Here is a 22,038-nt window from a genome sequence, read left to right on the forward strand (position 1 = left end):
CTGCTCTTCTGCCCCTCCGCTCCCCTGCGGATTTACGCAATCATCTGCTTGACTGCCGCGATGACATGCTTTTCTTCCGGCAGCGCCATCAGTTCGAGCGGTTTCGAGTACGGCATCGGCACTTCAATCGCGCCGAGACGTTCGACCGGCGCGTCAAGGTAATCGAACGCGTCCTTCGCGATGCGCGCGACAATCTCCGCACCCATGCCGCACGAGACCCAGTCTTCTTCGACGATGAGCGCGCGATGCGTCTTCTTCACCGATTCAATCACCGGGTTCATATCCAGCGGACGCAACGTCCGCAGATCAATCACTTCGGCTTCGATGCCTTCTTGCGCGAGTTTCGCCGCCGCGGCGAGCGACACATGCAACATACGCGAGTACGTCACGATTGTGACGTCCTTGCCCGCGCGCTTCACATCCGATTTACCAAACGGCACAAAGTATTCGCCATCTGGCACTTGACCCGTGACGCCGTACAATCGCGCGTGCTCGATGAACATCACCGGGTTGTTCGAACGCAACGCGCTCTTGAGCAAACCCTTCGCGTCGTACGGCGTGCCCGGCATCGCGACGATCAAGCCGGGGAGACTGGCGTACCACGCCTCGAAACTTTGCGAGTGTGTCGCGGCGAGTTGTCCCCAGCCCGCCGGGGTGCGAATCACAACCGGGCAGTTGAACTGTCCGCCAAACATATAGTACATTTTCGATGCGTTGTTCACGATTTGATCAATCGCGACGAGCGAAAAATTGATCGTCATCAATTCCGCGACCGGACGCAAGCCGCCCATCGCCGCGCCAATCGCCGCACCGACGATGACCGCTTCGGCAATCGGCGTGTCGCGCACGCGCTTGTCGCCGAACTCGTCGTGCAAGCCGCGCGTTACGGCATACGTGCCGCCCCACACGCCCACTTCTTCGCCCATGATGAACACGCGCTCGTCGCGTTTCATTTCTTCGCGCAACGCGTCTTTGATCGCGTCGCGATAACTCTTCTCAGCCATTGGACGCCTCCGGCGCGAACACGTCGGAGTACAATTCCGACGGATCCGGGAACGGGCTGGTTTCCGCGAACTCGACGGCTTCGCTGGCGACGCGATCCACGTCGTTGCGTAGAAACGCAAAATCATCCTGGGTCGCAAGTTCGTGCTCGACGAGTTGAAGCTCGAACCGCACAATCGGATCGCGCGCCTTCATTTTTTCGACTTCTTCTTTCGTGCGATAGCGTTGCGGGTCGCCCATCGAGTGACCGCGAAAACGGTACGTCTTTGCCTCGATGAACTGCGGTCCCTCGCCGCGACGCGCTTTGAGCGCGGCGACCATCATTGCATCGCGCATCGCGAGCACGTCGTTGCCGTCCACTTGCGCCGCCGGAATGTTGTAGCCGAGCGCTTTCGTCACCATGTCCGGCACGGCGGACGCGCGATGCACGGCGGTACCCATGCCGTACTGATTGTTCTCGACGAGAATGATCATCGGTACGTTCCACACCTTCGCCATGTTCAGCGATTCGTGGAACATGCCGATGTTCGTCGCGCCGTCGCCAAAAATCGCGACGGCGACGCGCGGCTGATTTTGGTACTGCGCGGCGAATGCCAAACCGACCGCGAGCGGGATGTGTCCGCCGACAATCGCATAGCCGCCCCAGAAATGTTTCTTGGGATCGGCAAAGTGCATCGAGCCGCCCTTGCCTTTGCAGATGCCGGTCGCTTTGCCGTACAATTCCGCCATCGCGTTTTTCGGATCAATGCCGCGCGCGAGCGCGTAGCCGTGATCGCGATAGTGCGTCACCACATCGTCGTCCGCGTTCAGCCCTGCCATCGCGCCGACGGCAATCGCTTCCTCGCCGATGTAGAGATGCAAGAATCCGCCGATCTTGCCTTCGGTATATGCCTGCTCCGCGCGTTCTTCGAATCGGCGGATCAGCAACATTTGCCGCAAAAATTCCAAACCCTGCTCGCGTGTGACCGGCAGTTGCGCGTCACGCGGCGCGGTTTGCATCTTCGCAGCCGTTTTAGTTTGAACCATCTTGTTCCTCTCCAAGTGTGTCTGGCAAAAAATGAACCACCGGGTAAATCGCATATCCCCACGGCGGTCGCTGCTAAAAAACATAACACTTGTATCTTGAAATCGTTGCATGACGATTGTATCCAAATCGAAATTGCGCGCAAGAGGGGTGGCGCGTGTTCGTTGACAGTGCGTTGCCTTGTGTTATAATTTCGTAAAGGAGCAAACGCGACAATGGAAAAACTCAAATTCGGTTCGGCGGAATGGTTGCAAGCACTGCACGATCAATTGAACGCGAGTGAAGCGTACGCGGACGCGGCAAAAAGCTGGGAAGGTGATTTTTATTTTGTCGTCGAGCCAGACGGCGCGCTTACGCAACCGCTTTATCTCTACATGGATTTGTGGCATGGCAAATCGCGCGCGGCGTCCATCGTCGCCGATCCCAATTCAATGACACCCGCTTTTGTCATGTCGGGCAAGTACGCCAAATGGAAACAAGTCGTCACTGCAAAATTGGATCCGATTCAGGCGTTGATGACCGGGCAGTTGAAACTCAAAGGCAACATGGTGATGATTATGAAGAACGTCAAAGCCGCGCAAGAAATCATCAAAGCGTGCACGCGCATCGAAACAGAATTTGAACTGTAGTGCCTATCCAATGAAAGCGTTGCGCAACAAGCAAGAGATTTTGGGACGCGGATAAACGCGGATTTTCGCGGACAAGAAAAATATCCGCGTCCTAAATTGCTTTGTTTGGTTGCGGCTTGTCCGAGTTAGAAATCGGAAATGAGGAACGATGTGGTTCTTTAACAGTCCGCAAATCGTGTTTGGCGAAGGCGCGCTGTCGTACCTCGCGCAGATTCACGGCACGCGCGCGTACATCATCACCGACGCGCAAATGGTCGCGTTCGGTTTCGTCGAATTGGTCCAGCAACAACTCGCCGAAGCGAACATCGCAACGCGCGTCTTCGCCGCGGTCGAACCCGAGCCGTGTCTCGAAACAGTTCAACGCGGCGCGCAACTCTTGCGCGAGTTTGCGCCGGACTGGATCGTGGGTCTCGGCGGCGGCTCGGCGATGGACGCGGCAAAAGCGATGTGGGCGTTGTACGAACGTCCCGATCTCCCGCCCGACGGCATCAGCCCGCTCGAATACCTGGGTCTGGGCAGCAAGGCGCGGCTCATCACGATTGCGACAACGAGCGGCACTGGCGCAGAAGTGACCTGGGGTATCGTCCTCTCTGACACACACGAGAAACGCAAACTGGGTCTCGGCTCGCGCGAATCGCTGGCGACGATTGCGATTGTGGATCCGCAGTTCGTGATGAAGATGCCGCCGCGTCTCACCGCCGACACCGGACTAGACGCGTTGACGCACGCGATTGAAGGATACTCCGCGACGTGGCACAGTGATTTTTCGGACGCGATGTGTTTGCAGGCGACGCGCTTGATTTTCGAATACTTGCCGCAAGCGTACTATGACGGCAACGCCGCCGCGGCGCGCGAGAAAATGCACAACGCCGCCGCGATGGCAGGGCTGGGATTCATCAATTCGATGTGCGCGCTCGCGCACGCGTTGGGTCACGCGTTCGGCGGCGCGTTTCACGTTCCGCACGGACGCTGTGTCTCGCTCTTTTTGCCGTACACGATGGAATTCGCGGCGAACGCCGGACACTATCGCTACGCCGACCTCGCGCGTTTCATCGGCATGGACGCGTGCGATGTGGAGGACGCGACGCACAAATTTATCGCGGCAGTGCGCGCGCTCGAAACGCAACTCGATTCGAACACAAACGCCGCGTCGCTCGGCATTGCGCGCGCGGACTATGACGCTGCGCTCGAGTTGATGATGGACCACGCGGAGAACGACACGCAGATCGTTGCCAGTCCGCGCCAACCCGAGCGCGCCGAGTTGCGAAAATTGTTCGAGTACGCGTACGTGGGCAAGCCGGTGGATTTTTGATCGCCTCACCCCCAACCCCCTCTCCTCTAGCCACGCCCTTAAGGGCGTGGCTAGAGGAGAGGGGGCTACAAAGAGCAAAGCATGACAGGAGCAACGCGTATGACAAGGAAACTGCGCGGCAAGACTACTTCTCAAGCCGTTTACACTGCGCGCGAACAACGCCGCACTCCAACCCGCGCCGAAGAAATTTTGTGGAACGCGTTGCGCAGGCGCCGTTTGGGTGGATTGAAATTCCGCCGACAACACCCATTCGAACCGTACATCCTCGACATGTTTTGCGTCGAGCATCAACTCGAAATCGAAGCCGCTGGCGAAATTCATCGCGACCTTTCGCAAAAGGAACACGATGAAATTCGCGCGGCATATCTCGAAGCAAATGGCATTCGCGTCTTGCGTTTTTCGAATCAAATGATTGAAAACAATCTTGCCCAAGTTCTCGAACACATTCGCCGAGCAACCCATTCCCCCTCTCCTCTAGCCACGTCCTTAAGGACGTGGCTAGAGGAGAGGGGGCTAGGGGGTGAGGTTTGAATTCCTACGCCGGAAAAATTCTCGTCGTTGACCTGACCTCGGGCACATTCACGACCGAGCCGCTCAACGAAAAGTACGTCGCGCAATACCTGGGCGGCGCGGGACTCGCGGCGCGTTATCTTTACGATTTGATTGACGCGCGCACCGACCCGCTCGGTCCGGACAATCCGCTGATTTTCATGACCGGTCCGCTCGACGCGACGCCCGCGCCGAGCGCGGGACGTTTCGTTGTCGTCGCGCGTTCGCCACAGACCGGACTGTACGGCGAAGCGAACGCCGGCAATTTTTTCGGTCCCGATCTCAAATGTGCCGGGTACGATGGCATCATCGTGCGCGGCACAGCGCCAACGCCGGTCTATTTGTTGATTCGCGAGGATCGCGTCGAGTTACGCGACGCGACGCATCTGCGCGGCAAGACGACGTTCGACACGGGCGACGCGATTCGCGCGGAACTCGCCGACGCGAAACTCACCGTCGCCGCGATCGGTCCCGCCGGGGAACATCGCGTCAAGTACGCGATGATCCTCGCGACGAGCGCGCGTCCTGGGTCGAAAAAAGGAATTGCCGGACGCTGTGGCATGGGCGCAGTGATGGGCGCGAAAAATCTCAAAGCCATTGCCGTGCGCGCGGGTAACGCGAAAATCGAACTGCGCGACCCTGCCGTATTCCAAGCCGCGTGGCGTCCCGCGCTCGACATGTTGCCCGACGATATGTCCACACAAATGTTCAAGGCAACCGGCACCGGCGGCGCGATTGATTACATGGGTCTGCTCGGCGACCTGCCGGTCAAGTACTGGACACAAGGCGCGTTCGATTTTTCCAAGATCAGTGGCACGACGCTTACCGAGACGATTCTTACCGGCACGGGAACCTGCCATGCATGTCTCGTCGCGTGCGGACGCAAGGTCGAACACGCGGCAGGACACGCGTTGCCGCATCGCGAAGGACCCGAGCTCGAAACACTCGTCGCGTTCGGCTCATTGATGCTCGTGGACGATCTCGAAACGATCACCTACATCGGTTCACAGTGTGACGCGCTCGGACTCGATTCGATCAGCGCCGGTTCATCCATCGCGTTCGCGATGTTTCTGCGCGAGCAAGGCATTCTTGCCGATGATGTCCGGTGGGGCGACGCCGCGTGCGCGTTGCAACTAGTCGAGATGATCGCACGGCGCGAAGGCATCGGCGACGCGTTGGCGGAGGGTGTGCAATCGTTCGGCGCGCGGTACGGCGTTGAATCGCTCGCGGTGCAAATCAACGGGATGGAATTGGCGATGCACGATCCGCGCGCGTTGAGCGGCATGGCGCTCGTCTACGCCACCTCGCCGATTGGCGCGAGCCACAACCAATCGGAATATTATTTCGTCGAGACCGGGCGCGTGCTCGAAGACCTGGGTGTCTTGCCGATGGACCGGTTCGAGACGCGTGGCAAAGCCGCGTTGGTCGCGCGGCATCAGGATTGGCGCGCGGTGAGCGCCTCGCTCGTCCAGTGCATCTTCCCGAATCCGCCAGTGCAAAACATGGTCGCGATGATTGCCGCCGCGACCGGATTCGATGTGACGATGGAGCACGTCCTGGGTTGGGGTGAGCGGATGTGGAACTTGAAACGCGCGCTCAATCTCAAACTGGGTTATGACGCGCGCGCGAACGAGAAATTACCGGAATTGTTGACGCGCGTGCTCGCCGACGGCGGCACGGAAGGACACGTCGTCGAACTCGAACCGATGCTGCGCGAGTATTATACGTATCGCGAGTGGGACTGGGAGAGCGGCAAGCCGCGCCGCGAGAAATTGGAATCGCTCGGAATGACCGAAATTGCAAATGATTTGTGGAAATAGTACGTGATTTAGAATCCAAGGAGGATGAAATGGCAACTGCTCAACCAACACCGACAAATGCCGAACTCGTGCGCGCGATGCAAGCCGTGGCATCGGTAGATAACGCGGATGTACGGCGGGATCTCTACACCGCGTTCTTGCAAAGCACGTTACTTGTGCCCGTCGCGCCGCAACCCGGCGCGCAGAAAAAAATCGGCTGGCGACCGGTCGAAGGCGAAACACCGGTCGAATTCATCGTAGCGCAGGACGACGAAGAAAAGTTCGCCTTGTTCGCGTTCACGGACGAAGAATCCATGACCACGTGGAAATCTCAAGGCAGCAGTTTCATCGCGGTCAGCGCGCCGAATCTGTTTCAGATGGCGCTCGATATGAACATTGAGAGTATGCTCATCAACGTCGCGGGACCGGTCGTCGGCGGCGAGTTGACGCGCTGGGAGATTCAGGCGCTCGCGTCCGGGATAATGCCGACGGAGCAAGGCGACGAGGGCGCGGCGCAGATGACGATTCCACCCGGCACGCGCGTCGCGTTTGGTCCGCTTTCGCAACCGGCGTCGGAGCCGTTGCTCGCAACCTTAAAGAACGCGCTCGCGAGTCATTCCGAAATTCGCGCGGCGTATCTCTTTGAATTGCAGGTGGGCAACGGCGATCCGCAACGCGTCGCCGGGATTGATTTCGAAGGCGAACCGGACGAGGCAGTGATCGAACGCGTGATGAACGCGCTCGGTGAAGCGATTACGCCGGTGTTGGGCGAAGACGAGTTTCTCGATTTCATGGTGTTGGGCGATGAAGACGCGCCGCCGGTCACACCCGATCCGGAAACGCTCATCTACGAACGCCATTAAATTTTAGCCACGCCTTAAGGGCGTGGCTAAAATTTACAATTTCACTTTCGCGCGCACCGTGCCCGCGCGTTCGTGCCGCGCGACCAGGTTGACCGTGCCGCCTTTCGGCGCGTGTACGACCCACTCGACCTTGAGCCGGTCGTCGGTTTGATCGTTGAAACTCCAACCGACCGGCGCGGCGGGTTTGTACGCGCGTCCTTCCAGTTGACCCAGTTCCTCGCGCAGTTTGCCGGTTTCGAGCGTCGCGCCTTTCGGCAATTCGATTTCGCACACGATGCCGCGCACCGTCTTGTTCTTCAACGCTTGCTTGGTCACGTTCGTCGGCAGCCAGCCCGTGTTGTTGACGACGAGCCGCACGCGATACGCGCCTTTGCCGAGCGGCGTCGCGCTCGTTTCCATCAATTCGAGTTTCGGCGAAATGAGCAAATGCCAGATTGCCCAATCGGCAAACGGCGCGATTTCTTTTTCGAGAAATTCGACGGGCGGATTGCGGAACGCGTACAACTGATTCCAGCCACCCAGTTCGACCTTGCCAAGTTGCGGATGCTCGAACGGGTACCAATCAATGTAACCCTTGCTGCCGAGAACTTGATCGCTCCAACGCAACATCGTCACATCGTGCTCGAACGGATGCTCGCGATACCAATCCACAAACTTGTACTCTTTGATGCCGGCTTGACGTTGCGGACTCCAGATTTCGACGGTCCATCCATAAATGCCGAGATGATCGTAGAGCCAATCGTCGAACACGCCGGTGATGACTTCTTTCGGGTGATAGCGAAATTCGTGATAGACCGAAATGTTGGGATAACCGGAAAGGTCGGTCCCTTTCTGTCCGATTTTTTGGAACGTCCACAAATCTTCGGTTGGCATTGACTCGTCGTTCTTGGTGCCATACGGTCGCAAGATGACGCCGCTGTACGTGTGGAATGCGATGCCGCCGGTGATGTTCGAATGGCTCGCGATGAATTGCACGACCGCGCGCACTTCCGGTTCCGAAGTAGGGTACGGACCCGCGCCAGTTTGTTCGCCTTCTTGTCGCCATTCGAATGGAAAATTGCGATTGAGGTCGAGCCGCTCTTTTTTCGGTTGCGGTTTGATGATGACGCCGTCGTAATCGTCGAGCCGACCTTCCGCCAACAAGCGATAGTACGTCCCGCCGCTTTCGGTTGGATCGCGGCGCACCATCAAGCGCGGTTCTTCCGCTGAAATTTTCCACGCGCCGTTCGGATCCGGCACGCGCATCATCAACATGCGCCCGTCGCCGTCCATGTCTTCTTGCACGAGTCCGCCGATCGGATCTTCGTCGTACGGGTACGGGCGCACGCTCGACCGCACGATTTTCGGTTTGTCCGCGAGCGCGAGTTCCGCACCGTCAGGATTGAAACGCGGGCAGATGTAGAACGCGCGCGTGTCGAGCGCGCGGGTTGCGTCCGGTTTTTTGCCGTACTCGTTGACGAGTTTGTTGATGAGATACAAACACGCGGACGACGGCGAGATTTCGCTCGCGTGAATGTTGCCGTCCACCCACAGCGCCGGTTTCTCTTTCGCGTCGCCGGTCGCCGTGTTCGTCACCGTCGCGACCCAGATATCGCGCCCTTCGTAACTCTTGCCGATGCTGGCGATGCTGACGAGTTTGGGATGCTCTTTCGCGAACGCTTTCAGAATACGCGTCAGTTCATTGTAGCGATAGTACTTGTTGAAGCGAACGTCTGGCATCGTGTTCTCCTTGAACGCGGAAGGATGAAGGCAGAAGGATGAATACTGAAGAATTTATTCATCCTTCTGCCTTCATCCTTCATCCTTGTTTTTTGCTTGCTTCACAATTTCCACGATTTGCTTCAGGTGATCCGTGTCGTGCTTCAAACCGTAAATAAACCGCGCGACCGCATTGCGCGGTTCTGCGCCTGGTCTGACCTGGTACGCGTTTTGCAAGTCAGGTTGATTGGGCCACGCGTCGAGCAACGCGAGGCGCATGCGCCGACTCTCTGCGAGACGCTGCCGGCATTGCGCGATGGTCGTCACCGCGCGCCAGGGTACTTCGACGCGCGAACGTCCGCCGCGAAACGGTACGCCGCGCGCGAGCTCGCACGCGATGGCGGCGGCTTCTTCCGATGTGGCGGTCGCGTGAACGATGACGTGCCCCAGAGTCCACGCAATCGTCAATTCGTCTTCGGTTTCGGCAAACTGATCGTGTGCGAGAGGATCGTTCGGGACAAAGGTGACATCGGCGTCGGCGCAATCGGCGATGAGCGCGAGTTGCGCGTCAATCATCTCGTTCGTGAATCGGCGTAGATCATTCACCGAGAATTGCGCCGCGAACTGGGCGAACGTCATTTGTCCGGTGATGGCGGGTGTGAAATCGAGCATCGTTGTTTCTGGAAATTAGATGTTGGACGTTGGAAGCTAGAGGTTGGAACTTGGATGTTGGATGTTGGAAGTGAGCATCCAACTTGAAATTTCCAATTTCTAACTTCCAATTTCCAATGCTCGCTTCATCCATTCCTTGTCCGCCGGCAGATTATAGCACCGAATCCCAGTCGCGTTAAAAATCGCGTTGATGATCGCGGGCGCGGTGGGAATGGACGCGAGTTCGCCGACGCCCTTGGCGCCGTACGGACCATCGCGCGTTTCGTCTTCGACGAAGAACGCGATGACCTCCGGCGTTTGGTCAACCGTCGGCAAACGACATTTGTACAGCGAATCGGTCTGCACGTAACCATCTTTCATCACGAAATTTTCTTGCAACGCCATGCCCAGCCCCATCGAAATACTGCCTTCGATCTGTCCGAGCAACGCGAGCGGATTCATCACGCGTCCCACATCGCACGCGGCAATCACCTTGAGTACGCGCGTCTCGCCGGTCTTGACATTCACTTCAACTAGCGCGGCTTGTGTGCCAAACCCGAATGCGACGTGTTGATATTTATCGGTCTTGGGCGCGACGTACTGATAACTGATTTTCGGCACGCGTCCTTCGCGCCGCGCTTGCTTGACGACGTCTATCAGTGGAACGCTACGAGTGGAATCAAGGGCACTGAGGGAAATAAGGGAATCGAAGGAATTAAGGGTATTTCCTTCATTTCCCTCATTTCCCTTGCTTACAATCACATTCCCATTTTCAAACGCCAAACTCTCTGGCGACGCATCCAACATTTCCGCCGCGACCTGGCTCAACAACGCACGCGCTTCGCGACACGCGTGCCGCGCCGCGTTGCCAGTGACGTACGTTTGGCGCGACGCGGTCGTCGCTTGACCGTCGAGTGTGAAATCAGTGTCGGCGACGAGCACCTCGACTTGATCGTACGGCACACCCAGTTCTTCGGTGACGATTTGCGCGAGGATGCCGACGAGTCCTTGCCCGATCTCCGCCGCGCCGGCGCGAATCGCCGCGCGCCCGTCCGCGAAGAGTTCGACCTCTGCGCCTGCCGCATCGTATGCGCCGCTGCCATAGCCGGTGTTTTTGTACGCGCACGCGATGCCCCACGCGCGTCGTTTGTCGCCTTCTATCGCGATGAAATCGTGCTTGGTCATTTCGGCGGCGACCTTTTCCAAGCACTCTTCGAGTCCACAACTTTCGATCATTACTTGACCCGCGAGCGTGCGCTTGCCGTATTTCAAAATGTTCTTGCGCCGAATGTCGAGCGGCGACAAGTTGAGCGCGCGCGCGAGTTCGTCCAGTTGGCTCTCCATCGCAAAGCCAACCTGGGTCACGCCGAATCCGCGAAACGCGCCGGACGGAACATTGTTCGTGTACATCGCGTAGGTGTTGACGCGCACGTTCGGCACTTGGTACGGTCCCGCCGCGTGCGTCGTCGAGCGGAGCATCACATGATTGCTGAGACTCGCGTACGCGCCGCCGTCGCCGTAAATCTCGACCTCGTGCGCGACGAGCGTGCCATCTTTCATCGCGCCGGTTTTCATCTTGATGATCGTCGCGTGGCGCTTGGGATGCACGAGCAAGGATTCTTTGCGACTGAACACGAGCTTGACCGCGCGTTTCGTTTTCTGCGCGAGGAGCGCGGCGTGAATCTGGACGGTCGGGTCTTCCTTGCCGCCGAACGCGCCGCCGATGAGACAATTCACGACGCGAATTTTTTCTTCGGACACGTTCAACGATGCGGCGATGCACGCGCGGTCGTTGAACGGAATTTGTCCGCCGCAGTACACCGTGATGCGTCCCGTCGCATCGGGCACCGCGAGTCCGGCTTCCGGTTCGATGAACGCGTGCTCGACCGTTTGGGTCGTGTACTCGCGCTCGATCACGACATCGCTCTGCGCAAAGCCGTCGGCGGGGTTGCCGTTTTCGAGATGAAAGTGCGCGAGGAAATTGCCGTGCGCCTCTTTCGAAAATCGTTCGGGATGTTCGTGGACGAGCGGCGCATCCGGTTGCGCGGCTTGTTTTGGATTCGACACGACCGGCAACGGTTCGTACTCGACCTCGATCAACTTGAGCGCGGCTTCCGCAATCGTTTCCGACTCCGCCGCGACGAGCGCAATCGCATCGCCGACGTAGCGCACCTTGTCCCCTTCGGGGCACAACACGAGCCAATCAATTTCGTGGACGCCGAAAACCTTGCGACCTGGGATGTCGTCCGCGGTCATCACTGCGACGACGCCGGACAATGCGCGTGCCTTGCTCATATCCACGCGTTTCAAGCGCGCGTGCGGGTACGCGCTGCGCAGTACTTTCGCGTGCAACATTCCTTCGATGTACAAATCGTCCGCATAAATCCCGGCGCCGTTTACTTTGGCGACTGCATCGGGACGCGGCAACGCGCGGCTGATCGCGTGCATTGCATTTTTCACGGACGGCAATGGCGGTATGGGATGCCCCGCCAAATCTTCAACTGCGCGCAGAATCGCGTTGTGCCCGGTGCATCGGCAAATATTCCATTTCAATGCGTCGTCAATCTCGTCGCGCGTGGGGTGCGGATTCTGATCGAGTAATGCTTTCGTCGAAATGATAAACCCCGGTGTGCAAAAGCCACACTGTGTCGCGCCGTGATCAATGAATGCTTGTTGAATCGGATGCAATACGCCGTTTGCGTCGGCGATGCCTTCAATCGTCGTGATCGTTGTGTTGTTCGCGCGTTCCATCAGTACGAGACACGCGCGCACGGCTTTGCCATCCTGGATGACCATACAACTACCGCAATGCCCGGTCGCGCAACCATCCTTGACGCCGGTCAACCGCAGTTGATCGCGCAGGACATCCATCAGGCGAGTCTTGGGCGTCGCCTCGACATTATACGTTTTGCCATTCACGGTCAGTGTGTAAGTCTGACCAGGTGGCTGGGTGATCGGGTGATTGGACACGGTTTTTCTCCTCGGTCCCTCGAACGGAGTAATTTGGCGATGGGCACTTTTCGACGAGCGGGGATGCTCGACGCCGTGGATGCACCGTGCATTCGCGACCCATCACCGAGGTTCTATAGATTATTTTAGCACAAATTAAAACACGCGGCAAACTGGTGTCGCCCCCCGGGTGTCCGTCAAAATTTTGGAACACTCAACCTTGCGAAGGTTTTGACGACAAATCAAATAGGATTGCCGTTGAACCTTCGCAAGGTTTTTTCACCACCCAAAAACTTGACGCACTCCCGCTATCCCCAGTTTGCCATAGAGAACATAGAGAACATCGGTTGCAAATATGCCGCTGGGAAGATTGCGGTGTCTCCTAATGCGCCGCGTCGTTGGCGAGCGATTGCGCGCGGCGCGCGTGGACGAGGGGCGCGTGTTTTCCCCGCGCACAATCGCTCGATGCTCCGCGACTTGCATCGTCCCCACATACCTACAGATTCCGTTGCGGGTCTAGCCCTCTTTCAATGACCACTCCGAAGAAGACCCCGGCGCAAAGCGCAAGATCTTTCCCTTGTGCTCTCCATCGAGAATGCGATAATAGTTCATGATCCCCAAGACACCCCCGCCAACATCTTCGATGACCGCCCCCGTAAACTCCACATGCGTACCCACGGGAGCGAATGTCCCAGGCATTTCGTGCACACCCAGCTTGTGATGCAAGGTAAAGCGTTGCCCGACCGCACGACCGCTTGTTTCGAGGAGAGTTGCCGGGATGAAAAATTCATTCTCGTTACCCAGGAATTTGACCTTGACGAGGTGATCGCTATTAACCAGTGTGACAATCCCCTCTTTTCCAATCCCGACGCCGGCTTGACCGAGATAGTCCCGAATGTACTTTTGCACTCCCTCGAAACCGGCGACCTCCATTGTCTTGGCAATAGAGTTGATATCCTTCTTTGCCCGAGACAGGTCGAGGGTTTTCAGGCGGACTGCCCTTCCTTTTTGAATATCCACTGGCGCCTCCCACATTCCATCGCTTTCATTTTTGCCGATGAACTCGTCGAGTCGAAGGTTCACCGCGCAGTGTTTTTCGTTCTACGCTGTGCAAGACTGGATGTAATCCTGGAACTACGCGCGCCCATCCCAAAGGGTCCGCGGTTCACAAATCGGTTAGCTGGGCGTGGTACGGGATTTGCGAGCCGCTTGCTTCAATCGCCGCACGTGTGTGCGCTGACCTTTGGACAATCGTTTGGTTTTAGTCTTGGCTGTTTTGTTTGCCATTAGTGTCAACTCCTTTTCCGTTTTTGTTCTTGTTCCTGTTCCAATTGCCGTTGAGCTTCTTGTTTGAGTTTGCGTTTCTTTTCTTGTTCCTGTTCCAGTTGTTGCCGCTCTGCTTGTTGGAGTTTGCGCTTCCGTTCTTGTTCCTGCTCCAATTGTTGCCGCTCCTCTTGTTGGGACTTGTGTTTCTCATCTTGTTGTTGCCCCAATTTTTTCGCCTCCTCTTGTTGTAGCTCCATCTCCTTTTGCGGCGTGGGCTGCTGGGATTGTTGTTCCGGTTTCATCTCATTTTCCTTTTGGGTCACTCATCTTGACTGCCCAACCTTACACGGGTTTAAAGCGCACTAGTGTTTGTCAAGCCACGCGAGCATCCCACGAATACTCCCGGTCGCGAGGGCGATGCTCGTATCCGCCGCGCCGTAATAAAGATTGATGGTGTCGCCATTGGGGGCAATAGTGTAGCCGCACGGGAAGACGACGTTGTCCACATCGCCGCGTACCTCGTAGGGTTCTTCCGGTCCGAACACCCACTCGTTACCGCGTTTTAGACATTGGTCGGGTTCATTCAAATCAAATAGTGCGAGTCCCAGCCGATAGATCGAGCCAGCCGCAGTCCGGCGCACGCCGTGGTAAATCACCAGCCACCCCTCTGGCGTTTCGATTGGCGGCGAGGAGAGTCCGATTTTATTCGCATCCCACCACGCACCCAGCCGAGACTCGAGCATCATTTTGTGGTTACCCCAGTGCCTCAGGTCAGGTGAGTAGGAAATCCACATGTGCACGCGAGGTGCGCTGACCGGGCGATGGATCAAAGCCCAATTGCCGCCAATGCGATGAGGCAACATCGCCGCGTCTTTATCTTCCGGCGACATGATCACGCCATATCGCTCAAAGTGGTGGAAATCTTCCGTGAACGCCAGGGACACGCCCGGTCCGTCGCGCGTGTACGCGGTATAGACGACGGCGTATTTTTTTAACTCGGGAACAAAGGTGATCCGCGGGTCTTCAATCCCCCAGAGCTCTTCCGGAAAATGATCGGGATCCGGTGATAGCGTCGGCTGAGAATCAATCTCCCAACCGTCTACGCCATTGGCGGAGCGCGCCACACACAAGTGCGAAAGCCCGCGCCGATCTTCGACGCGGCACAAGAGCAGGGTGGTTCCGTCGGGTAGCAACGTCGCGCCGGGATTAAACACGGTATGGACGGGATAATGCCAATCGCGCGCGGTCAAAATTGGATTGGATGGATGACGAAAAAAAAGTTCGGTGTGTTGATCGCTCATTATGTTCGTGCCTCCACGGCTAAAAGTGTATTCTCCGCCAAGCGGAGTTCCAACAAGGATTGCAGAAAAGCGAGCGTAGATTCCGCGCCCTGGTTTTCGTTTGCGCGATCCGGATGCAGCCCGTCGCGGCACCCCCCTGTGGTCGGGTCATAGATGGGCAGGTTGAGATCATTGCGACCCAGGAACCATTCAAAGCCGCGGCGGGCTTCGTTACGCCAACGTGTGTCGCCGGTGAGGCGGTACGCTTCAAGACACGCCGAGACCATCGCTTGTGCTTCGACCGGTTGTTGATCGAACCGGGCGCGCTCGCCGCCGCGTTGATAAAATCCGTTAGAGCCAATCGGGACAAAATGTCCACCCTCGCCATCCGCGCGTTGCAAGTCGCCAAGCCAACGGAGCGACTCGAGTCCGGCTTTAGTCATCGCGTCATTCGGCATCCACTGACCGCACATCAGCAATGCGTGTGGCAACGCGGCGTTGCAATAGCTCAACCCATCTTCGTACCAGCGCCATTCATCTGAACGATGGTGTTGATACAACGACATTAATCGTTCCGCCAATTCCTCGCGCACCTGGCTCGCCTTGCGATCACCGGAAAATCGCCGAAGATATTCGTGGATACCGATGAGCGCGAATGCCCAGGCACGTGGGCTGGTCGTGTCGAGAATCGCCGGCAACGCTTGCTCGAATACTCGTCCCGCCATGCTCTGTAGCGCCGGCGTATTCGAGCGCCCCATGACAGTGCCCAATGCCCACAAGGCGCGACCGTGGCTATCGTCCGAACCACCGTCTTCCAACCAGTGTCGCTGGTAATCCATGAAATTGCGAAACCGTCCAATCTTGGGATTGAAGGCGAACCAAATGAAAGCAAGATAACGCGAAGCCAGTTCGCACGCCTCGCCGTTGCCTAGCTCTTCCAAAAGCGCGCTTACCATCAACGCGCGCGCATTGTCGTCGGTCGTGTAACCCTCGCGATAATTGGGCACCGTAAAAATGGCGTGTTGCAACATCCCCGTTTCATCGGTCATGTGCCGCAAGTGATCGAGCACAAGCGGCGGGAGTTCACCCAGATGTCTGTCGAGCGCCTTCGCCGGAAAACCCGGCGGAGTGAAATGGCGACGTTCGGCGCGCGCGCGTTTGAAACTTGCCATGTAACGATGCGCCACATTCGACCAAACCATCTCGCGCCCAAACAGATACGCGCGCTTGCGCATTGCGTGCCGCTTGGACTCGTTGTCCAGCAAGTCAATCACTTGCTCCGCCAACGCCGGCGGATCACGAAATGGCACGAGTGCGCCGCGTTCCTCGCCGAGCATCTCCTCCGCGTACCAATACGGCGTCGAAATGACGGCTTTGCCCGCGCCAAGTGTGTAAGCCAAAGTGCCCGATGTGATCTGCGCCGCGTCGTGGTACGGCGTAATATAAATATCCGCCGCACTGATAAATTGAACGAGTTCCTCCAAACTCACAAAGCGGTTGTAAAAGATCACGTGACTTTCCACGCCTTTCTCGTGCGTCAGCCATTGCAAGGACAAACGATACGTCTCGCCTTCGTTTCGAATGACGTGAGGATGCGTCGCACCGAGAATGAGGTACACGACGTTCGGATAACGTTCGACAATCGCGGGCAACGCGGCAATGACGTTTTCGATTCCTTTGTTCGCGGAGAGCAATCCAAAACTGAGCAGGACGATTTTGCCCTCGACGCCGAACAAGTCTTTGTGAAAGCTTGGATCTACAAATGGCACATCGGGAATGCCATGGGGGATCAGATCAATTTTCTCCGGCGACACGCGATAGACCTCCTGCAAAAATTCCACGCCGCGTTGGCTCATCACGACTAGGCGATCCGACAACGCGGCGACTTGTTCCAAGACACGACGCTGATCCGCGTCGGGGTTCCGTAGAATGGTGTGCAAAGTGGTGACGATGGGCATCCGCAATTCGCGCAAGAGCGCAAGAATGTGACTGCCCGCGCTTCCGCCGAAGATGCCGTACTCGTGCTGCAAGCAGACAAGGTCAACATTGTTGATATTCAAAAAATCCGCGGCGCGATGGTACGAGTCAATGTCTTTTTCGGTCAGTTCGAATCGAACGCGCGCCGGATAAGCATACCCAGATTCAATATCGTTGACCGGCAAAGCAATACAGGTTGTGCCCGCATATTCCGCCGCAAACGATTCACACAAATCGGTGGTGAATGTCGCAATGCCGCATTGGCGTGGCAAGTAGTTGCCGATAAACGCAATGCGGTTGATCGTCGAATTGGTCGAACTTTGGTCCATAACAAACATCTCCCAGGGTGTACTCTCTACGCATCTCACAAACATATTTCGTTGCTGTCGGTCCGCAGATGTGTGCAGCGGGCGCCAAGCAACCTACCGAGCAGACCATACCCTACCCCGAAAGCAAGTGAGAACACAAACAGGAATTTGAAGATGAGCACGAGGTCGTAGGCAAGAAAGCTGAGCAACTGTCCACGCGCGTGATGCCAGCGTGGCTTGAGTATCCCGTACAAGAAATAGGATGCATCTCCCAGAAAGATAATTCCAAAGAATCACGTGCTATCATTTTCTCTACCTGGGTGGACATTTGCCACAAGTCGCGCCACTATCATTGCTTACACTGATACCGATATGTGATGAGTTTTGACAATGCCCTTGTTATTCGGTCGGCGGACGAGGCGTCGCGGGACTCGCCCGTTCCATGAGTTGCTTTAATGCTGGGACAACCCGATCGAATTCGGTGGATTTGACGAAAAAGAAATCCGCGCCCGCTTCGATACACTTTTGGCGGTATTGCGGAAACGGATAGTCGGTCAGAATAATGACCGCCAGAGTTGGATCCACTTTTTTCAAGTTTTGGAGTACGTCTATGCCGCTCCCGTTGAACAAGTGGATATCCAGAAGAACCACATCCGGTTTCTGTTTAAAGATCGCGACCGTCGCTTCCTGCACGCCCCCCGCTTCGCCGATGACTTGGACGCCTGGCACATTGGCAAGCATTCGCTTCAACCGTTGGCGAATGACCGCCGAGTCATCTACTAGAAATACTTTCATGAATTCATCCTTCGCCCCGAGTTGCAAGTGGTTTGAATCATAATCTGATTCAATTGTAAATAAAGCATACGCCGATTTGGAGGAAAAAGGAATCAATTGGACAGGTTGGTTTTTGTCGTAAATACATCGGACGCGCTGTCGTATTTAACGACAACGCGTCCGATGTATTCAAGCGGCGTTGATTTGATGACGAATTATTCGATCAACTTGTGCTCAATGGCATAACGCGACAACTCGACATTCGATTTCATTTTCATCTTTTCAAGAATCCGCATGCGATACGTGTTCACGGTGCTCGGCGTGACGGCAAGTTCTTGCGCGATCTCGCTGCTCGTTTTGCCCGCGGCGAACAGACGCATCACTTGAAACTCGCGGTCGGAGAGCGTTTCGTGGGGTTGCTTGTCGCTCGCGGTATCCAATTCGGCGGCTAGTTCTTCGGCGAGCGCGGCGCTGACGTACCTGCCACCGCTGACAATTTTGCGAATCGCGTGCACCAATTCTTCCGTCGCGCTTTGCTTGGTGATGTAGCCGGCGGCGCCGGCTTTTAGCGCGCGCACCGCAAAGCGATGCTCCGGATGGAAACTCAGGATCAGCACCGGGAGATGCGGATACTTTTGACGCAACTCTTTCAAGGCGTCCAGCCCGCTTTCGCCCGGCATGGTAATATCCAGCAGGACAATGCTCACGTCGAGCTGTGCGAGTTGCGTAAACAGTTCCGCAATGTTGTTTGCCGCGCCGGCGAGAGCCATATCCGACTCGCCACTCAGCGTTTTTTTCAACCCTTCGCGAATCAACGCATGGTCATCTGCAACCAGGACGTTGATTACCGAGGTGACCTTGGTCATTATCTCCTCCATAGACTTGGGTCGCGGCGACTTGAGTCTATCACACCGGAATCCTGACCGTGACGACAGTCCCCTCTCCCGGCGATCCGTGGATCGTCACATCGCCGCCAAAAACATGCGCGCGCTCGCGCATACCCAGGATGCCAAACCGGTTAGTATCGGGCGCTTCGGAAATTCCCTTGCCATTGTCGCGCACTTCCAAGATCAGGTATGGGTCTTCTTGCCGGAGATTCGCTTTGACGCGGGTCGCATCGGCGTGGCGCGCGACATTCGTCAGCGTTTCCTGCATGATGCGAAACACCGCCGTCGCCCGCGCCGAGTCCAGGTCGAGTTCATCCAAGTTGGAATCAAAGTGGCACTCGATTTTTGCGCGCTCTTGAAATTCCTGCATCTGCCATTCGAGGGCGGCGCGCAATCCCAGGTGATCCAACACGCCGGGGCGCAGCTCGCGCGCGATGTGGTGAACCGACTCAATCGCATCGTCTACGAGTTTCGTCGTGGCGCTGATCTCGTCGCGCAAGGTATCAGGCGATTTCTGTGAACCGTTTCCGCCGATCTCGCGACCCAGGAATGCCAAATCCATTTTGATGGCGGTCATCAGGGTTCCGATCTCATCGTGAATCTCGCGCGCGATGTGGGTGCGCTCTTCCTCACGCGCGGACTGGAGATGCGCCGCGAGAAGCCGCAGTTGCTCGTTCACGGCTTGAAGTTCGCCAGTCCGTTGGGCGACGCGCTGATCCAATTCCTCGTTCAGAGATCGCGCTTTCTCCGATTTCCTCTGCGCGGTCAGGTCGCGGGAAACCAGCGCGACAATGACAAGCGCGATCAACACGAAACTTGCGATGCCAAATGCGCCGATCGGCAAAAGGGAAAAGTAAATACTCGTCGCCGTAGTCAACAAGGTGGCAAACAAGCCGGGACCCAGCCCGCCCAAGCGGGTGCTGATTATTATCGCGACGATGAAAAGCAGAAAGGGATTACCCGTTTTCAGCGGAGTGACCACGGTCAACCCAAGTGCGAGGACGCTCAGAGTGAGTGCGGCACCAAAAGTAAAGAGCAGTGGACGCCTAACTGGCATCGTATCACCTGCCTATGTAAAACAGAGAAAACGATCAAACATCGAACTAGTCCAATTATACCGCAGACATGCATTCCTGTATATGGCATTTCTGCTTCTGAGTGACTCGACCAAATTCGTTGTCGTTTTTTGCGACAAGGTATTCAATCATTTTACGACAAAAACAATACGTTCCAAGTGATTCCATTTTTGGTCAAGAAAGTGTATGCTGTCGTTGTAGGTGTGGCTACTATGACTTGTGATCGTCGAAAGCACGAAACGAATACGAGGAGGTAAATTCCCATGGCTAAGGTCGCACGCGAGATGGTCGAGAAAGCCGGCGTGAACGTAGATCAACTTGTCGAACTGTTGGTCAAGAACGCCGCGGCAGAACTCACCACATTTTATTACTATACAATCCTGCGAGTAAACCTGATCGGATTGCAGGGTGAAGGGATCAAGGAGATCGCCGAGACCGCGCGCATCGAAGACCGCAATCACTTTGAGGCGCTGGTGCCGCGCATCTATGAACTTGGCGGCAAGTTGCCCGACAACATGAAGGATTTTCACGACCTGTCTGCTTGCCCGCCTGCCAACTTGCCGAAGGATCCGACGAATATCACGGCGATGCTGACCATCCTGGTCGAAGCCGAGCGGTGCGCGGTGCGCGGATATACTCACATTTGCAATTTGACCGCCGGTAAAGATCATCGAACGTATGATTTGGCTCTGGCGATTCTCAATGAAGAAGTCGAGCACGAGTCGTGGTTTTCCGAATTCCTCGGCGAGGGTCCTTCGGGTCACTTTTTGCGACGCGGCGATACGTCGCCCTGGGTCGGCAAGTTCCTCCGCTAAAGCGCGCCAGGTTCCTGGGACACGTCACCGCATCAGGTCTATGCCGAACCGCCGATTCACCAAAAAGGATCTTGCCAAATACAACGGCAAACACGGCGCGGCATCCTTCGTCGCGTACCAGGGCAAGGTATACGATGTGACGCGCAGTTTTCTGTGGCAAGCCGGTACTCATCAGGTGATTCACACTGCCGGCGCGGACTTGACCGCCGAATTGGCTCAAGCGCCTCATGGAGCAGAGATGCTTGAGAAATTTCCGGTTGTCGCAGAACTGACTGAAGAATGATCCAGCAAGACGCGTGTTTTGTTTGGAATGCCCTGGAACGTCACCAGACAAATAACGGAAGGGTGTGCGTCAAGTTTTTGGGTGGTGAAAAAACAATGCGAAGGTTGAACGGCAATCCTATTTGATTTGTCGTCAAAACCTTCGCAAGGTTGAGTGTTCCAAAATTCTGACGGACACCCACAGCGGAAAACGTGTTTGCTTATATTAGCCAAGTGTGCTATTATACGGGCGGTAGAGACAAGTAAATATGGTCTATTTACGCCGCTTGCACCAGATGACCGGGCGGCGTTTTATTTTCTCTTGCTTTAATGCGTGTCATCCGCCAAAGACGTGGAGGCGGATAGCATACGATCTATTCACATGATATTGCCAGTCCACGTACTGGACATTATCCGACCAAAAGGAGATTCTCGAGTGGAATCAAAATTGTACGTAGGCAATCTGTCTTACAACGTAACCGAGGAACAGCTACGCGAGCTGTTCAGCCAAGCCGGCACGATCAAGGAAATCGCATTGATTATGGATCGCGATACCCAGCGTCCCAAAGGTTTTGGTTTTGTCGAAATGACCACCCAAGTCGAAGCCCAAAAAGCGATTGAACTCTTCAACGAGCACGAATTGGACGGTCGTCGCTTGACAGTCAACATGGCGCGTCCGAAGGAAGACCGCGGTGGTTCACGCGGCAACTACCGGAATCGCTACTAACCCAAACACCGGGCATTACGAATACACATCGGCAGAATTCCAAGTTCAACCGGCAGGTGTTCGCGTCATTGGCTCGCGTAGAGACGCCTGCAAACCATGCATCGCTGAGCATTCGTTTGTTCAGCGATGCTCACTTTAGTCCAGATTCTTTTCACCCCTCCGTGCATTCGAGCAACCTCAATTGGACTAGA

19 protein-coding genes and 1 pseudogene are annotated in these 22,038 nt (G+C 56.3%); 8 read left to right on the forward strand and 12 right to left on the reverse strand.

The window, feature by feature from the left end; all coding sequences use genetic code 11:
- Positions 1 to 32: 32 nt before the first annotated feature.
- Both HY868_26460 and pdhA read right to left on the reverse strand, forming a co-directional pair.
- Positions 33 to 1,004 carry an alpha-ketoacid dehydrogenase subunit beta gene (locus HY868_26460; protein ID MBI5305700.1) on the reverse strand — a complete coding sequence of 324 codons (972 nt, stop codon included), beginning with the start codon at positions 1,002 to 1,004 and terminating at the stop codon, positions 33 to 35.
- On the reverse strand, positions 997 to 2,001 hold the full coding sequence (gene pdhA, locus HY868_26465; protein ID MBI5305701.1) for a pyruvate dehydrogenase (acetyl-transferring) E1 component subunit alpha: 1,005 nt from the start codon (positions 1,999 to 2,001) through the stop codon (positions 997 to 999). Before pdhA ends, HY868_26460 begins: the two co-directional genes overlap by 8 nt.
- 240 nt (positions 2,002 to 2,241) lie before the next feature.
- On the opposite strand from pdhA, the gene HY868_26470 reads away from it, so the two are divergent.
- The 5 genes from HY868_26470 to HY868_26490 all read left to right on the forward strand — a co-directional run bounded on the left by HY868_26470 (position 2,242) and on the right by HY868_26490 (position 7,178).
- On the forward strand, positions 2,242 to 2,655 hold the full coding sequence (locus tag HY868_26470; protein ID MBI5305702.1) for an SCP2 sterol-binding domain-containing protein: 414 nt from the start codon (positions 2,242 to 2,244) through the stop codon (positions 2,653 to 2,655).
- Between the two features lie 148 nt (positions 2,656 to 2,803).
- The gene (locus HY868_26475; GenBank protein MBI5305703.1) at positions 2,804 to 3,967 is read left to right on the forward strand and encodes an iron-containing alcohol dehydrogenase; all 1,164 of its coding nucleotides are present in this window, start codon (positions 2,804 to 2,806) and stop codon (positions 3,965 to 3,967) included.
- 99 nt (positions 3,968 to 4,066) lie between these two features.
- Complete coding sequence (locus HY868_26480) at positions 4,067 to 4,498, forward strand: endonuclease domain-containing protein (GenBank protein MBI5305704.1); 432 nt, start codon at positions 4,067 to 4,069, stop codon at positions 4,496 to 4,498.
- Complete coding sequence (locus HY868_26485) at positions 4,495 to 6,336, forward strand: aldehyde ferredoxin oxidoreductase family protein (GenBank protein ID MBI5305705.1); 1,842 nt, start codon at positions 4,495 to 4,497, stop codon at positions 6,334 to 6,336. The genes HY868_26480 and HY868_26485 overlap by 4 nt, the downstream gene beginning before the upstream one ends.
- Before the next feature lie 29 nt (positions 6,337 to 6,365).
- Entirely contained in the window at positions 6,366 to 7,178 is an 813-nt protein-coding gene (locus HY868_26490) for an enhanced serine sensitivity protein SseB C-terminal domain-containing protein (GenBank protein MBI5305706.1), read from the forward strand.
- A gap of 33 nt (positions 7,179 to 7,211) precedes the next feature.
- On the opposite strand, the gene HY868_26495 is transcribed toward HY868_26490, so the two are convergent.
- From HY868_26495 to HY868_26540, 10 genes and pseudogenes are all read right to left on the reverse strand, one after another.
- On the reverse strand, positions 7,212 to 8,897 hold the full coding sequence (locus HY868_26495; protein ID MBI5305707.1) for a carboxypeptidase: 1,686 nt from the start codon (positions 8,895 to 8,897) through the stop codon (positions 7,212 to 7,214).
- Between the two features lie 72 nt (positions 8,898 to 8,969).
- Complete coding sequence (locus HY868_26500) at positions 8,970 to 9,548, reverse strand: DinB family protein (protein ID MBI5305708.1); 579 nt, start codon at positions 9,546 to 9,548, stop codon at positions 8,970 to 8,972.
- A 99-nt stretch (positions 9,549 to 9,647) separates the two neighbouring features.
- Positions 9,648 to 12,461: pseudogene (locus HY868_26505) on the reverse strand (molybdopterin-dependent oxidoreductase).
- A 531-nt stretch (positions 12,462 to 12,992) separates the two neighbouring features.
- On the reverse strand, positions 12,993 to 13,496 hold the full coding sequence (locus tag HY868_26510; GenBank protein ID MBI5305709.1) for a hypothetical protein: 504 nt from the start codon (positions 13,494 to 13,496) through the stop codon (positions 12,993 to 12,995).
- A 272-nt stretch (positions 13,497 to 13,768) separates the two neighbouring features.
- The gene (locus tag HY868_26515; protein MBI5305710.1) at positions 13,769 to 14,044 is read right to left on the reverse strand and encodes a hypothetical protein; all 276 of its coding nucleotides are present in this window, start codon (positions 14,042 to 14,044) and stop codon (positions 13,769 to 13,771) included.
- Between the two features lie 60 nt (positions 14,045 to 14,104).
- Positions 14,105 to 15,043, reverse strand: coding sequence for a glycosidase (locus HY868_26520; GenBank protein MBI5305711.1), 939 nt, complete (start codon positions 15,041 to 15,043; stop codon positions 14,105 to 14,107).
- A complete protein-coding gene (locus tag HY868_26525) occupies positions 15,043 to 17,328 on the reverse strand; it encodes a glycosyltransferase (GenBank protein ID MBI5305712.1) in 2,286 nt (761 codons plus the stop codon). The genes HY868_26520 and HY868_26525 overlap by 1 nt, the downstream gene beginning before the upstream one ends.
- A 378-nt stretch (positions 17,329 to 17,706) precedes the next feature.
- A complete protein-coding gene (locus HY868_26530) occupies positions 17,707 to 18,102 on the reverse strand; it encodes a response regulator transcription factor (GenBank protein ID MBI5305713.1) in 396 nt (131 codons plus the stop codon).
- A 194-nt stretch (positions 18,103 to 18,296) separates the two neighbouring features.
- Positions 18,297 to 18,947: a response regulator transcription factor gene (locus HY868_26535; GenBank protein ID MBI5305714.1), complete on the reverse strand. Its 651-nt coding sequence runs from the start codon at positions 18,945 to 18,947 to the stop codon at positions 18,297 to 18,299.
- 40 nt (positions 18,948 to 18,987) lie between these two features.
- Positions 18,988 to 20,025 (reverse strand): sensor histidine kinase, encoded by a 1,038-nt coding sequence (locus HY868_26540; protein ID MBI5305715.1) that lies wholly within the window; start codon positions 20,023 to 20,025, stop codon positions 18,988 to 18,990.
- 282 nt (positions 20,026 to 20,307) lie between these two features.
- On the opposite strand from HY868_26540, the gene HY868_26545 reads away from it, so the two are divergent.
- The 3 genes from HY868_26545 to HY868_26555 all read left to right on the forward strand — a co-directional run bounded on the left by HY868_26545 (position 20,308) and on the right by HY868_26555 (position 21,847).
- Positions 20,308 to 20,859, forward strand: coding sequence for a DNA protection protein DPS (locus HY868_26545; protein ID MBI5305716.1), 552 nt, complete (start codon positions 20,308 to 20,310; stop codon positions 20,857 to 20,859).
- A 40-nt stretch (positions 20,860 to 20,899) separates the two neighbouring features.
- On the forward strand, positions 20,900 to 21,142 hold the full coding sequence (locus HY868_26550; GenBank protein ID MBI5305717.1) for a cytochrome B5: 243 nt from the start codon (positions 20,900 to 20,902) through the stop codon (positions 21,140 to 21,142).
- A gap of 360 nt (positions 21,143 to 21,502) precedes the next feature.
- Positions 21,503 to 21,847, forward strand: coding sequence for an RNA-binding protein (locus tag HY868_26555; GenBank protein ID MBI5305718.1), 345 nt, complete (start codon positions 21,503 to 21,505; stop codon positions 21,845 to 21,847).
- Positions 21,848 to 22,038 lie beyond the last annotated feature (191 nt).

Source organism: Chloroflexota bacterium (genome assembly GCA_016219275.1).
Lineage (GTDB): Bacteria > Chloroflexota > Anaerolineae > UBA4142 > UBA4142 > JACRBM01.